This window comes from Patescibacteria group bacterium (assembly GCA_020148045.1).
In the GTDB taxonomy this organism is placed as follows: Bacteria; Patescibacteriota; Minisyncoccia; order Minisyncoccales; family GWA2-38-27; genus JAHCRG01.
The window spans coordinates 75,037-88,023 of record JAHCRG010000007.1 but is presented as its reverse complement, the minus strand read 5'-3'; the positions used below and the strand labels follow the sequence as shown (position 1 = coordinate 88,023).

Here is a 12,987-nt window from a genome sequence, read left to right as displayed (position 1 = left end):
CAGGGATATTTAATGTGGGCACAGGATGCGCCCGCACCTGGAACGAGTTGGCCCACGCTATATTTTCGGCATTGGATATACCGGCCAACATTGAATATTTCGATATGCCGCAATCTATAAAAGATAAGTATCAGTATTATACTCAGGCGGATTTAGGAAAGTTGGAAAAGGCCGGCATAAACCACAACTTTTCCGGGCTTAATGAAGCAGTAAAAGATTATGCGGGCTTCCTGAAAACCCACTCTTATCTGTAACCCCAATACAACATAACAAAAGATGAGCCGGGAGCAAAAAGACAGAAGTTTAAAGCCTGTCTATATCGAGGCCTTTGATTTGGACGATGCCTGGTTTCAGTGTCTGGCGGAAATTCTGGAGAAGGGCTTCGTCTATAAGGTCGACCGCGGCAGTTACGCGGGACAGCGGCGCCTTGAGTTTGATTTTGTGTCAATTCGCGTCAAAAATCCTGCCCACCAGATAATCCCTATTATGCCCGAAAGCTCAAGCGTACCCGCGCCTACCAGCATGGATTACATCCGTCAGTATCTGCAGTATCTTTTGACCAGCGCTAAAACCGGAAGCGAAGATTACACATACGGCGAGAGGCTCGTAGACCCGAAGGTGAAGGTCAGGACAGAGTCCGGCGGCCGAAAGATGGTTCGCGAGATGCCTCTGCAGTGCAACCAGATAGAAGAAGTAATAAAGATATATAAGACTCAAGGCGCAGGAACCAATCAGGCAATTATGGAAATAGGGATGCCGTCCGACATAAAACTGCAGGACCCGCCGTGCCTTCGCCTTATAGATACCCGCCTGCGCTATGGGAAATTGCATTTCTTTTTATACTTTCGCTCCTGGGACCTCTGGGGCGGCTTTCCCTCAAATCTCGGGGGGCTTGAGCTTGTAAAACAGTATATGGCCGGAGAAATAGGCGCGGAAAACGGAGAAATAGTGGCCTGCTCCAAAGGCCTGCATCTTTATGAGTATGCCTGGGAACTCGCCAAACAAAGAACCCACAAATACGACATAGACATAAAATAGATAGTAGATAGTAGGACCGTTTCTCAACTCAATCGGAGAACGGCCCCAAACTCAATCGGAGAAGTGTCCCCCAAGTTCTTCTTGACAAAAATAGGTAATTGAGTTAACATTAAGATTGACAATTTAATATATCGCAGATTGGGTGTTGCGGCTTAATAGGGAAGCTCGTGAGAATCGAGCGCGGTCCCGTCGCTGTAACCGGTAGCGAAAGTCAGAGTTAGCCACTGTCCTTTTAAGGATGGGAAGGCCTGATAAGTAGAAGGCCGGAAGTCAGAAGACCTGCCCAAATTGTGAAGATGCTTTGAGCTCTACGAGGGATAGGGCTGAAAGGTATTTTTATTTAGGGCCTAAGTAAATTCGGGTGCAGCCCTTGACGCAAAATGTGTCAAGGGCCTTTTTGTTGGCGCCAAAAAGGGCAGTAAACGTTATGAGAAAATTCATCTTTATCTTGGGTGGCGCAAGGAGCGGCAAAAGCCGTTATGCAACAAAACTTGCCAGAGATTTAAGCCGCAAGGTCGCCTATATCGCTACCTGCATCAATCCGGACGGGGAGATAAAAAAGAGGATAAAGCTACACAGGGATTCAAGGCCCCGCTACTGGAAAATTGTCGAAGAAGGCAAGGACATAGGTTTGTTGTTCGATAAATTAAAAAATAAATACAATGTAGTAATAATTGATTGCTTAGGTCTATTTGTATCAAATCTATTGTTGGAGGATTTAACGGATAACGGAATCCTAAGAGCTTTAAGAAAACTCACCCCGCGCATATCCCGGAGCAAAGCCGTGACGATTTTGGTCTCCAATGAAGTGGGGGGCGGCATAGTTGCCGATAATTTATTGGCCAGGAGATTCCGGGATTTGCTGGGGTTGGCTAATCAAATGTTTGCAAAAGAAGCAGATGAGGTTATTTTTATGCAATCAGGTATTCCGCTGAAGATAAAAGGAGACAAAGATGCAAAAATTAAAAGAGGTTATAGATAAAATTGAGAAGCTCGACCATGGTCTGGCAGAAGTGACCCAGAAAAGGCTGGACAGCCTCACTAAACCGCAAGGCAGCCTTGGCCGGCTGGAGGAACTCGCTAAAAGAGCAGTAGAGATTACAGGCAATGTTAACCCCCCGATTAAGAATAAGGTTATATTTACTATGGCCGGCGACCACGGTATTGTGGAAGAGGGGGTGAGCGCCTTTCCGCAAGAGGTGACGCCGCAGATGATATATAACTTTATTGAAGGCGGTGCCGGAATAAATGTATTGGCCGGGCACGTGGGGGCCAGGGTCGTTGTGGTTGATATGGGAGTAGCATCAAAATTGCAAATTGCAAATTGCAAATTGCAAAATTTTAAAGACAAAAAGATAAATTCTGGGACGAAAAATATGGCGAAAGACCCGGCGATGACCAGAGAAGAGGCCGTTAAATGCATAGAAAACGGTATAGAAGTATTTGAAGAAGAATTACTGAACGGCATAGACATAATCGGAACAGGCGATATGGGAATCGGCAATACCACTGCTTCTTCGGCAATCGCTGCCTGTTTTACAAATAAACCGGTAGAAGTTTTAACAGGAAAAGGAACGGGAATCGGCGAGGAAACCTTTTTAAATAAAATCGCCGTGATTAAAAAGGCCCTGGAAATAAATAAGCCGGATGCGCGGGATGCGCTTGATGTGCTCTCTAAAGTAGGCGGATTTGAAATAGGGGGGTTAGCCGGTGTAATTTTGGCCGGCGCATCCCGCCGGATACCTATAGTAATCGATGGCTTTATCTCAGGAGCCAGCGCATTAATAGCCTGTCATTTAGAACCCAGGGTTAAAGAGTATCTTATAGCCGCGCATTGTTCAGTAGAGCAAGGCCATAAAATTGTCCTGGATTATATGGGTTTAAAACCGCTTCTGGACTTAGACTTAAGATTGGGAGAAGGCACCGGCAGCGCTCTGGCGATAAGTTTAGTGGAAGCAGGCATAAAGATAATGACACAGATGGCCACTTTTAAGAGTGCCGGAGTATCTGAAAAGGTAAAGAGTAGAGAGTAGAGAGAATGAAGCAATTTCTCATAGCCTTGCAATTTTTAACTATTCTACCTATAAAGATTAAGTCCGGGGTAAAAAGAAAAGACTTTGGCGCCGCGCTTATTTATTTCCCCATAGTCGGTGCATTCATAGGGCTGTTGTTAGTTTTAATTTTGCTTATTTTTAGTTCTTTGCCACATTTAGTTACGGTTGTGTTGCTTCTAATTGGGTTAATTGTCATAACGGGTGGCGTGCATCTGGATGGTTTCGCCGATACCTGCGATGGTTTCTATGGCGCCAAGCCCAAAGAAAAGATATTAGAGATAATGCGGGATAGCCGGGTCGGCGTAATGGGGGTAATTGGGATAGTAACTTTATTACTCTTAAAATTTAGTTTAATAGCCAGTCTTCCCCAAAATATTCTTTGGAGAGCATTAATTACGATGGTTGTATTTGCCAGGTGGTCTCAGGTCTTGGCGTGCTTCACATCTAACTATGCCCGCAAAGAAGGGAAAGCAGAATATTTTATAGAATATAATAGTAAAAAAGAATTTTTTCTCGGAGGCCTGCTTACTATGGCCTTATTCTTATTATTGATGGAACTGAAGGGAATTATTTTGTTAGCCCTTTCTTTACTCCCAATATGTTTATTTATAACTTATGTAAAGAAAAGAATCGGGGGAATGACCGGAGATACAATCGGCGCAACCAGTGAGGTTGCGGAAATAGCCGTTCTTTTCTTTGCATTGATTTGCCGAATATAATGCTCCTGGTAATTTCCTCTTATATCGCTGATTTGGTTTTCGGTGACCCGGAAGGGTTTGCCCATCCCGTAAGAGGGATGGGTAGACTGATAAATTTCTTGGATGATAGGTTGAGGGGAAACGCTGGTCAACGGAAAGAGCGAATGAAAGGGGCAATATTGACCTTGAGTGTCATGGGAATAAGTGCTTGTTTTGCCTGTTTGTTTATAGAACTCTCAAGGAAATTGAACCCTTTCCTGGGGAATTTGGCCTGGGTCTATTTAGGTTACTGCTCTCTTTCCGTAAGGGATTTACGGGTTAAAGCGAAAGCAATTTTGAAAGAGGTAGAAAAAGACTCTATAGTTGAAGCCCGCAGGCAACTTTCTAAAATTGTAGGCAGAGATACCCAAAATTTGAGCAAAGAAAAAATAACAGCGGCTACAATAGAAAGCATTGCCGAGAGCGCCAATGACGGGATTGTGGCACCTCTAATTTATCTGATTTTAGGGGGGCCCGTTTTGGCTTTTGCTTACAAGAGCATAAACACACTTGATTCGATGGTAGGATATAGAAATGAGGAGTACCTTCGTTTTGGCTGGTTTGCGGCCAAAGTAGATGACATCGCCAATTTTATTCCGGCGCGAATCTCCGGGTTCCTGCTATCAATTTCTTCTATCATTGTGAACCCTCGTAATGACGTTCGCTTGGCTTTTAAGACGATGTTAAGGGACGGCAGGAAACACCCTTCTCCAAATAGCGGGGTTTCAATTGCCGCTATGGCCGCTGCCCTGGGGGTAAGGTTAGGAGGGCCTTCTACATATCAGGGCAAACTTTTGGAAAAACCATACCTTGGAAAAGATGGAAGGCCGGCAAGGCCTTCATTAATAAATGAGGCCCTGGCTATGAGTTTTGTGACATCTTTGCTTATGCTTTCCTTAGGAGTATTGTTAAAATGGGTTATGTAGATTTTTTGCACGGCGGGAATATCTACGAGGTTAGGCAAAGATACGGAAAAGAAATAATCGACTTTAGCGCAAATATCAATCCTTTGGGTTTGCCGCAAAGCGCGAAGAAAGCTATTTATAAAAATTTTGATAGAATCCTGCATTATCCTGATTCCAAAGCAAACAATATTACCCAAAAAATCGCTAAATACTGGAGGATAGATAAAGAGAATGTCCTTCCCGGCAATGGCTCTGTGGAATTTATCTATCTTATTATGTCGGCTTTCAAGCCCAAGACCACCCGTATAGCTACACCTGCCTTTTCGGAATATGAACGTGCGGCAAGAAGCGTAAAGAGTAAAATTCGCTTTGTAAGACTTAAAGAGAAAGAAGGCTTCCGCCTCAATATATCTCAGCTTGGCAGCGCAGATATTTCTTTTCTCTGCAATCCCAATAATCCCACAGGTAATCTTATTTTAGAAAATGACAAACTGCCTAAAAAATTACTTGTTATTGACGAGGCGTTTATGGATTTTTTACCCGACCAGAAGAATTACACATTCATCTGGAAGGCCACAAAGTGCACAAAAATAATTGTCCTGCGTAGCTTTACTAAATTTTTTGCCCTGCCGGGATTAAGAATCGGATATCTTGTTGCCCATAAAGAGGTTATCGCCCGGTTAAGACAGCAGCAGCCTCCCTGGAGCACAAATTGTTTAGCCCAATTAGCAGCAGAGTTAATTTTAAACGATAGAGAGTACATCAAAAAGACCCATAAACTTATAGAAAACCAGAGACAATTTCTTTTTAGAGAATTGACCAAAATAAAATGGTTAAGGCTTTATCCTTCAGTAACAAATTTCCTTTTGCTAAAGATTGAAAATGGCAGAATAACCGCAAAGGCTTTACAAAAATCGCTGCTCCAAAAAGGAATTCTCGTCAGGGATTGTAGCAATTTTAGAAATTTAAACGATAAATATATCCGTATAGCTGTGCGTTCGCATAAAGAAAATTTGAAACTTATTGCTGCTCTAAAAAAGATTAGATGAAAGACATAGTTTTAAAATTAAGAGCAAAATTGACTACGGCAATTCAGAAAAACAAAACCCCGGCTTTACTTTTTTCTGGGGGCTTAGACTCGGCTATTTTGGCTAGTTTTGATTCTGGGGTTAAAGCAATCACAGTTAGTTTAAACTCAAAGGGAAAAGATGTAAAGTTCGCTACTTCTTTAGCCGGGCTTCTTAGAATAGAGCATTTTCAGAACAAGGTCAGTATTGATGAGGCACAAGAGGCAGTTCCAGAGGTAATAAAGATACTCAAGACCTTTGATCCAGCTATTCCCAATGATTTAACAGTATATTTCGGCTTAAAAAAGGCCCAAGAATTGGGGATTAATGCAGTAATGACCGGCGATGGAAGCGATGAACTTTTTGCCGGTTACGATTTTATGCAAAAAATAGGTGACTTAGAAGCCTATATTAAGAAAATAACCCGCAGAATGAAATTTGGCTCTAATAAAATTGGGCAATTTTTTAAAATTAAAATAGCGCAGCCCTTTTTAGATAAAGAGCTTATTGATTTTTCTCTCAGGATTAGCCCGGAGCTCAAAATTAAAAAAGAAAACGGTAAACTTTTGGGAAAGTGGATTTTGCGTAAGGCATTCCAAGATGCCTTACCAAAAGATATTGTTTGGCAGAATAAGAGGCCGTTAGAGTATGGCTCGGGTATGAATAAATTAAGAGATATTATAACGGCGAAGGTTTCAGATAGAGAATTTAAACAAAAAAGCCGATTCTATCCAATAAAATTTATAAACAAAGAACATTTTTATTATTACCAGATTTATAAAGATGTAATTGGACCAATACCTCAGGCTAAAAAAGGCGAAAAGCAATGCCCTGGTTGTAGTGCAGGGATGAGCAGGGGAGCGTTTCATTGTCCTGTCTGCGGTTGGGTAGCGCCGATAAAATGACTAAAAAAACAAAGGCATTTTGTTGCTGGAGTGGGGGCAAAGAAAGCGCCTTAGCACTTTATAAAGCGCAAAGGTCAAAAATGGATATTGCTTATCTGGTAAATATGGTTTCAGTTGATGGCAAGCATTCCCGTTCTCACGGGGTTAGTGCAGCATTACTCAAGATTCAAGCGCAGGCTTTAGGAATCCCTATTGTTCAGAGAAAAACTACTTGGGAAACTTACGAAGAGGAATTCAAAAAAGCTGTTTCAGAGTTAAAGACTAAAGGTATAGATACAGGTATCTTTGGAGATATCGACCTACAACAGCACCGAGATTGGGTAGAGAGGGTATGTAAAGATGTAGATATAAAACCGATACTGCCCTTATGGAAAGAAAAAAGAGAAAATTTGCTTAAAGAATTTATTGATCAAAAATTTAAGGCAATTGTTGTAGCCACAGATGCATCCTCTTTAGGTAAAGAATGGTTAGGCCGCCAAGTCGATAATGAATTTGTAAAAGACATAAATTCTTTAAAGAAAGTTGACCTTTGTGGAGAAGAGGGAGAGTATCACAGTTTGGTTTACAACGGCCCTATCTTTAAAGGGCCTATAGAACTCATCTTTGACAAGAAGATATTTAAAGATAAACATTGGTTTTTGGAACTCAAATTTAAAAATGAACATTAAAAGAATTGTCTCATTAGCACCGTCTAATACTGAGATTGTTTTTGCCTTAGGAGAGGGCAGTAAACTTGTGGCAGTAAGCGGGTGTTGTAATTATCCTCCAGAAGTCAAGCTGATAGATAAGATTGGCGGTTATTCTACACCGGATATAGAAAAGATAATTTCCCTTTCTCCGGATTTAGTATTGGCTACAGATATTGATTTAAGAAAAGGAGCTATTTCCAAATTAAGAGCTAAGGGGATAACAACTTATGTGGTAAAGACAAAAACAGTCTTGGATGCCCCATCTGCCATATCCTTTGTGGGCAAACTTATTGGATGCCAAAGAAAGGCCCTTTCATTGGCTAAGAAAATAGGAGAAAAGATTAAAAAGATACATCAGAAAACTAAAGCTATAAGCCCACGACCCAGGGTTTGCTATATATGTTCTCACAATCCCTTGTGCATTGCCCTAAAATCTTGCACAATTAATAAGTTAATCGAGGTAGCAGGAGGATTAAATATTATGCGGGATATCGATAGAGACAACATCGATGACTTATTAGAGGTTGTGATTAAGAAAAACCCTCAAGTTATAATTACCTCTAAAGGGCATAGAGAAACTATGGGTTTATTATCCTATACGCAGAATCATCCTCGCTTTCAACATACCGATGCCTATCTTAATAATCGGATTTATCAGATCGATGCGCAGTTAGTTTGTCGGCCAGGACCAAGGACAGTTAAGGGACTGGAGATTTTGGCCAAATTTATTCATCCTGAAATTTTTAAAGAGGACTAATGCCAGTTTATCACATAAATCAAAAATTAAAGTTATTACTATGCCGGTGTTTCGCCATTCTTGTGCTTTTATATGCCGCAGCTATAACCTATGCGCAGGACAACTATCCGCAGAGAATAATTTCTTTAGGTTCGGCTATAACTGAAGAGCTCTACATTTTAGGAATAGAAGATAGATTAATAGGCTGCTCAGTTTATTGCCAAAAGCCGCTTGAGGCAAAAAGGAAAGAGAAGGTAGGCACAGCAATAGAAGTTAATTTGGAAAAAATTGTTGCTCTTCGGCCCGATTTGGTATTGGCCACATCTTTAACCACTCCAAAGGCAAAAGAGAAATTGAAAAATTTAGGAATAAAAGTAGTTACTTTTGCTGAGGCAAAAAACTTCAGCGAGATTTGCGAACATTTTTTGGAATTAGGCAGAATTGTGGGCAAAGAAAACGAGGCTAAAACTGTTATAGGCATCGCCAGAGACAAAGTGGATTCTGTAAAAAATAAGGTTAAGGAATTTGAGAAACCCAAAGTTTTCATTCAACTGGGAACCAGGCCCTTAGTTACCGTAACCAAAGACTCTTTTGTTAACGACTTTATCGAATTTGCCGGGGGAATAAATAGCGCACAAGGTTCAAAGAACAACCGCTACTCAAGAGAAAAAGTCCTTAAAGATGACCCCGATGTCATAATTATTGTAACTATGGGCCTTGTAGGGAAAGAGGAAAAGGAGATTTGGAGAAGATATAAGAGCTTAAAGGCTGTAAAGAATAATCGGATTTATATTGTCGATTCTGACAATTTTTGTAGTCCTACGCCCCTAAGCTTTGTTCAAGCTTTAGAGGAAATGGCTAAAATCTTACATCTCCAAAATGGATAAGAAAATAGTTCGCTGGATTTTCTGGGTATTGGTTTTGGCAGGGGCCCTTTTAGGAATAGGCATTCTTTCTTTATCTATTGGTCCGGCTGGGATACCTGTTAAGAAAATTGCCTCATTAATTTCAGAAGGCAAAGGCACTACTGAATATAGCATCCTCTTTGATATTCGTTTACCCCGCATTATCTTAGGTTTTGCTATCGGAGGGGCATTGAGTCTGGTGGGTGTAATCCTGCAAGGGATGTTTCGCAATCCCTTAGTTGAGCCATATACCTTGGGTATCTCAGGCGGAGCAGCAATCGGGGTGTGTTTAAATATTCTCTTAAGATTACACCGGGCCTGGGGCGTCTTGACTTTGCCCCTTTTTGGTTTTTTAGGTTCGGTTACGGTAATAATACTTGTTTATTCAATAAGCGTAAGAAGGGGCATATTAAAAATGCAAGGGCTCCTATTAACAGGGGTGATGATAAGTTTTATCTCTTCATCTTTGATAATGCTGATTATGTCCATTTCGCGCACAGAAGACCTTCACGGGATTGTTTTCTGGATAATGGGGTCCTTAGAGGAACCCGACTGGTTTCTTATAAAATTGACCTGTGGAGTCTCTATTTTTGGCTTGATTGGTTCTTACCTTTTTTGTTTCGACCTCAATGCCCTTTCTTTGGGCGAAGAAGAGGCCTTGCATTTGGGTATCAATGTAGAAAAGACAAAGCGCTTACTTTTCATTATCGCCTCTTTGCTTACAGGTTTTAGTGTATCTATAGCGGGAATAATTGGCTTTGTGGGTTTGGTAGTTCCCCATTTTATGCGTATGTTTGTCGGTAGCGACCATCGGGTTCTTTTAATTGGCTCATTCTTGTGTGGAGCGGGTTTTTTAATCTTTTGTGATACTTTAGCCAGAACCATCATTTCTCCTATGGAATTACCCGTGGGTGTAATTACGGGCATATTGGGCGGAAGCCTTTTTGTTTATGCCTTGACTAAAAAGAAGACTGTTTTGGGAGAAAGGTAATGCTCAAAATTAAGAATCTAACTTGTGGATACGATTCAAAATTTATTCTTCAAGATATCGATTTTAAGGTAGAAGATAGAGAAATTGTGGGGATAATCGGTCCTAACGGTTCAGGAAAGACTACGCTTCTTCGGGCTATAACCCGTATCCTTAAGCCGGAAAAAGGTATAATTTTCTTAAAAGGCAGGGATATCTGGCAGATGGGATTTAAGGAATTAGCTAAGAAAGTAGCGGTAGTTCCCCAAAGTTTTGGCGGAGGGTTTATGAGCGTAGAGGAGTTTGTGCTTTTAGGAAGGATTCCCCATTTTGAAAAATTTCAATTTTTAGAGACAGGAAAGGACTTAGGAGTCGCCCAAAGGTGTATGGCCAAAACTGATACCCTCAAGCTTAAAGACCAGCTTATGGGCCAGATAAGCGGCGGGGAAAGACAGCTTGCCCTGATTTCCCGCGCTTTGGCCCAGGAACCCAAGCTGCTTTTATTAGACGAACCTACAACGCATTTAGATATAACCCATCAGGTAGGGATTTTAGACCTGCTCAAAAAGCTCAACCAGGAACTTGGGCTCACGATAATTATGGTTTTGCATGACCTCAATTTGGCCAGCGAATACTGCCATCGCTTAGTTCTTATTAATCAAGGAAGAATCCACAAGGTAGGGAGTCCTGAGGAGGTGATGAAATATCGAGTTATTGAAGAGGTATACAAGACGGTTGTGGTAGTAGAAAAAAACCCAATTTCTTCTAAACCTTATATATTTATAGTTTCTGAAGAGGAGAGGAAAAAGCAACTTGCCGGATAGACAAAGGAAGTGAAGGTGAAATTCCTTCCGCTGCCCCGCAACGGTAATGATTTAGTTAACTGTCAACTAAGTTGAGCCCGGACGATTGTCTATCTTGGGAGTATTCTCGAGGGAGGAGAAAAATGAGAAGAAAATTAATAATTTCGATGTTGATAGTGGAAATGCTGATTTTAGGCAGTTTGCAAGGAACAATTTTGGCAGAAGAAAACAAAGATTTGGAAAAGATTACCTTAGAGCCAATAACAATAACGCCCTTAAGAATAGAAAGGAGATTATCGGAGGTCTCTTCCACTGTAAGCATTATAAAAGAAGAAGAAATTAAAGAGACAAATGCAAAAAATGTCCCCGGTTTATTAAGGCACTTAGAGGGTGTCTATATGTATGATGCTTCCGGCGTAGGGACAGTGGGCAGAATAAATATGCGTGGGTTTTGGGGAGGGATGTCCACACATCAATTAATACTCGTAGACGGAATACCGCAAAATAAAGGTAAGTCTAAACTTGTGGATTGGAGTCTAATTCCTCTGGACAATATTGAGAGAATAGAAATAGTAAGAGGACCCGCCTCTTGTCTTTACGGAGACAATGCTATGTCCGGGGTAATTAATATTATCACCAAGAGACCAAGCGTTATTCCTGAGACTAAGATATCTGCTTCTTACGGAAGTTTTGATACGCAAAATTATAATCTTTCCATCTCCGGAATGCTTGAGAGAATTGGCTCCTATTTAGGTGTAAGCAGAAAATCAACAGACGGCTTTCGCAGGCACTGTGATTATGAGGATATCCATCTCAACGGGAAATTAGATTTTTTAATTGACCAGACCCAGGATTTAAAATTATCTTTGGATTACCACCAGAAACAAAGAGGTGCCTATGCCTGGGCGCTCACCGAAGCACAAATTGAACAGGATAGACCTCAGGCCAGGCCCGGTTCAGAGAATGATAAAAGCGAAGTTAAAAAGACTAATTTAGGCCTAACTTACCGTAAGGATATAGGGAAAATCTTTAAAATAGAAGAGACATTTTACTATAGATATGAGGATAGCGAATCTTTTTATACCAGTGGTTCTACAAATAGTTCTACACAAGAGCAACTCGATGAAGAAGATACCTACGGTTTCCTTTCGCGCTTAAATATAAATCCGGAAATTTTTGGAATGGAGCATTCTTTTACCACAGGTATCGATTTAGAAAGAAACAATTTTGATTACCAGGAATATGCCGCACCCTGTCAGATAAGAGGTGCTATTGGCAGTAATTATAAGGTTAAACGAGATAAAATTGGTTCCTATGTTCAAGATGAGATTAAACTTTTTGCCCCTCTTAAACTTATAGCAGGAATAAGATACGATTTAATAAAGTTTGACTTTACTGACTATGAGGATGAAACTAATTCAGAGGATAGAAAGATGTCCAGCACAAGTCCGAAGTGCGGCATAGTCTATACTTATGGTAAAGATTGTAATCTCTATGCCAATTATGCCCAGGCTTTTAGGACTCCTACGATAGGACAGATGTTTACCTATGGAAGCGTTTCTAACCCCGATTTAAATCCCGAGGAAGCGGAAAATTATGAGGCAGGCATACGCCATCGGTTCAATGATTACTTAAGAGCAAATGTTGGCTTATACTGGATGGAGCTCGATAACGAGATTTGGTATGATTATACGCAGAGGCAGTATAAAAATTACGGTCAGACATCACATAAAGGGATTGAAACAAGTCTGACTCTCAAAATTATTAAGGAATTAACTTCTTTTGTCAATTATAGTTACACAAGAGCCAAAAATGAAAGCGGAAGTTACGACGGTAAATACCTGGCCAATATCCCCATACATAAAGGAAGCCTGGGGGTAAAATGGGAGACAGATTCTGGATGGGGAGCAAATTTAATTGTTACCAGAGTTGGCAGTTCATATATAGATTCAGCCAACGACGATAAGCTCCCCAGCTATACTACTGCGGATCTGAAACTTAGTTATACACATAAGTGGTGGTCTCTATTTTTTGCAATCGATAACCTTTTAGATGAAAGATACAATTCTTATGGTTTTAAATCAGGAGGAGTGAAAAAATTTAGTCCGGCTCCGGAAAGAACATTCACTTTTGGGGTGGAAGCGGAATTTTAATATCCCTTGATTTTTCATGGTGTAGGAA

Annotated in this window: 13 protein-coding genes, 1 pseudogene and 2 riboswitches; all 14 genes and pseudogenes read left to right on the top strand. The window is 40.9% G+C overall.

The window, feature by feature from the left end; genetic code table 11:
• On the top strand, positions 1-254 hold a 254-nt coding region (locus KJA13_03020; protein ID MBZ9577985.1), incomplete at its 5' end, for an ADP-L-glycero-D-mannoheptose-6-epimerase.
• Between the two features lie 22 nt (positions 255-276).
• Positions 277-1,038: a thymidylate synthase gene (locus KJA13_03015; GenBank protein MBZ9577984.1), complete on the top strand. Its 762-nt coding sequence runs from the start codon at positions 277-279 to the stop codon at positions 1,036-1,038.
• A gap of 123 nt (positions 1,039-1,161) precedes the next feature.
• Positions 1,162-1,340: riboswitch (cobalamin riboswitch) on the top strand.
• Between the two features lie 125 nt (positions 1,341-1,465).
• Positions 1,466-2,020, top strand: coding sequence for a bifunctional adenosylcobinamide kinase/adenosylcobinamide-phosphate guanylyltransferase (gene cobU / locus KJA13_03010; GenBank protein ID MBZ9577983.1), 555 nt, complete (start codon positions 1,466-1,468; stop codon positions 2,018-2,020).
• Positions 1,992-3,071: a nicotinate-nucleotide--dimethylbenzimidazole phosphoribosyltransferase gene (gene cobT / locus KJA13_03005; protein ID MBZ9577982.1), complete on the top strand. Its 1,080-nt coding sequence runs from the start codon at positions 1,992-1,994 to the stop codon at positions 3,069-3,071. The genes cobU and cobT overlap by 29 nt, the downstream gene beginning before the upstream one ends.
• Positions 3,072-3,076: 5 nt before the next feature.
• On the top strand, positions 3,077-3,811 hold the full coding sequence (gene cobS / locus KJA13_03000; GenBank protein ID MBZ9577981.1) for an adenosylcobinamide-GDP ribazoletransferase: 735 nt from the start codon (positions 3,077-3,079) through the stop codon (positions 3,809-3,811).
• Complete coding sequence (gene cobD / locus KJA13_02995; protein ID MBZ9577980.1) at positions 3,811-4,755, top strand: cobalamin biosynthesis protein CobD; 945 nt, start codon at positions 3,811-3,813, stop codon at positions 4,753-4,755. The genes cobS and cobD overlap by 1 nt, the downstream gene beginning before the upstream one ends.
• On the top strand, positions 4,743-5,783 hold the full coding sequence (locus KJA13_02990) for a threonine-phosphate decarboxylase (protein MBZ9577979.1): 1,041 nt from the start codon (positions 4,743-4,745) through the stop codon (positions 5,781-5,783). The genes cobD and KJA13_02990 overlap by 13 nt, the downstream gene beginning before the upstream one ends.
• The gene (locus KJA13_02985; GenBank protein ID MBZ9577978.1) at positions 5,780-6,706 is read left to right on the top strand and encodes a hypothetical protein; all 927 of its coding nucleotides are present in this window, start codon (positions 5,780-5,782) and stop codon (positions 6,704-6,706) included. The genes KJA13_02990 and KJA13_02985 overlap by 4 nt, the downstream gene beginning before the upstream one ends.
• Positions 6,703-7,374, top strand: coding sequence for a diphthine--ammonia ligase (locus KJA13_02980; GenBank protein MBZ9577977.1), 672 nt, complete (start codon positions 6,703-6,705; stop codon positions 7,372-7,374). Before KJA13_02985 ends, KJA13_02980 begins: the two co-directional genes overlap by 4 nt.
• On the top strand, positions 7,364-8,152 hold the full coding sequence (locus tag KJA13_02975) for an ABC transporter substrate-binding protein (protein ID MBZ9577976.1): 789 nt from the start codon (positions 7,364-7,366) through the stop codon (positions 8,150-8,152). Before KJA13_02980 ends, KJA13_02975 begins: the two co-directional genes overlap by 11 nt.
• The gene (locus KJA13_02970; protein ID MBZ9577975.1) at positions 8,152-9,018 is read left to right on the top strand and encodes an ABC transporter substrate-binding protein; all 867 of its coding nucleotides are present in this window, start codon (positions 8,152-8,154) and stop codon (positions 9,016-9,018) included. The genes KJA13_02975 and KJA13_02970 overlap by 1 nt, the downstream gene beginning before the upstream one ends.
• Positions 9,011-10,027, top strand: a complete 1,017-nt coding sequence (locus KJA13_02965; protein MBZ9577974.1) for an iron ABC transporter permease — start codon at positions 9,011-9,013, stop codon at positions 10,025-10,027. Before KJA13_02970 ends, KJA13_02965 begins: the two co-directional genes overlap by 8 nt.
• A pseudogene (locus KJA13_02960) lies at positions 10,027-10,803 on the top strand (ABC transporter ATP-binding protein). Before KJA13_02965 ends, KJA13_02960 begins: the two are co-directional and overlap by 1 nt.
• Positions 10,771-10,935, top strand: a riboswitch (cobalamin riboswitch). It overlaps the preceding pseudogene by 33 nt.
• A gap of 14 nt (positions 10,936-10,949) precedes the next feature.
• Positions 10,950-12,959 carry a TonB-dependent receptor gene (locus tag KJA13_02955; GenBank protein ID MBZ9577973.1) on the top strand — a complete coding sequence of 670 codons (2,010 nt, stop codon included), beginning with the start codon at positions 10,950-10,952 and terminating at the stop codon, positions 12,957-12,959.
• Positions 12,960-12,987: the final 28 nt, after the last annotated feature.

Excerpts from the sequence above, each read along its gene's own strand:
- cobT (MBZ9577982.1), top strand. The coding sequence starts at position 1,992 with ATGCAAAAATTAAAAGAGGTTATAGATAAAATTGAGAAGCTCGACCAT.
- cobD (MBZ9577980.1), top strand. The coding sequence starts at position 3,811 with ATGCTCCTGGTAATTTCCTCTTATATCGCTGATTTGGTTTTCGGTGAC.
- KJA13_02985 (MBZ9577978.1), top strand. The coding sequence starts at position 5,780 with ATGAAAGACATAGTTTTAAAATTAAGAGCAAAATTGACTACGGCAATT.
- KJA13_02970 (MBZ9577975.1), top strand. The coding sequence starts at position 8,152 with ATGCCAGTTTATCACATAAATCAAAAATTAAAGTTATTACTATGCCGG.
- KJA13_02980 (MBZ9577977.1), top strand. The coding sequence starts at position 6,703 with ATGACTAAAAAAACAAAGGCATTTTGTTGCTGGAGTGGGGGCAAAGAA.
- KJA13_02990 (MBZ9577979.1), top strand. The coding sequence starts at position 4,743 with ATGGGTTATGTAGATTTTTTGCACGGCGGGAATATCTACGAGGTTAGG.
- cobU (MBZ9577983.1), top strand. The coding sequence starts at position 1,466 with ATGAGAAAATTCATCTTTATCTTGGGTGGCGCAAGGAGCGGCAAAAGC.
- KJA13_02955 (MBZ9577973.1), top strand. The coding sequence starts at position 10,950 with ATGAGAAGAAAATTAATAATTTCGATGTTGATAGTGGAAATGCTGATT.
- cobS (MBZ9577981.1), top strand. The coding sequence starts at position 3,077 with ATGAAGCAATTTCTCATAGCCTTGCAATTTTTAACTATTCTACCTATA.
- KJA13_03015 (MBZ9577984.1), top strand. The coding sequence starts at position 277 with ATGAGCCGGGAGCAAAAAGACAGAAGTTTAAAGCCTGTCTATATCGAG.
- KJA13_02965 (MBZ9577974.1), top strand. The coding sequence starts at position 9,011 with ATGGATAAGAAAATAGTTCGCTGGATTTTCTGGGTATTGGTTTTGGCA.
- KJA13_02975 (MBZ9577976.1), top strand. The coding sequence starts at position 7,364 with ATGAACATTAAAAGAATTGTCTCATTAGCACCGTCTAATACTGAGATT.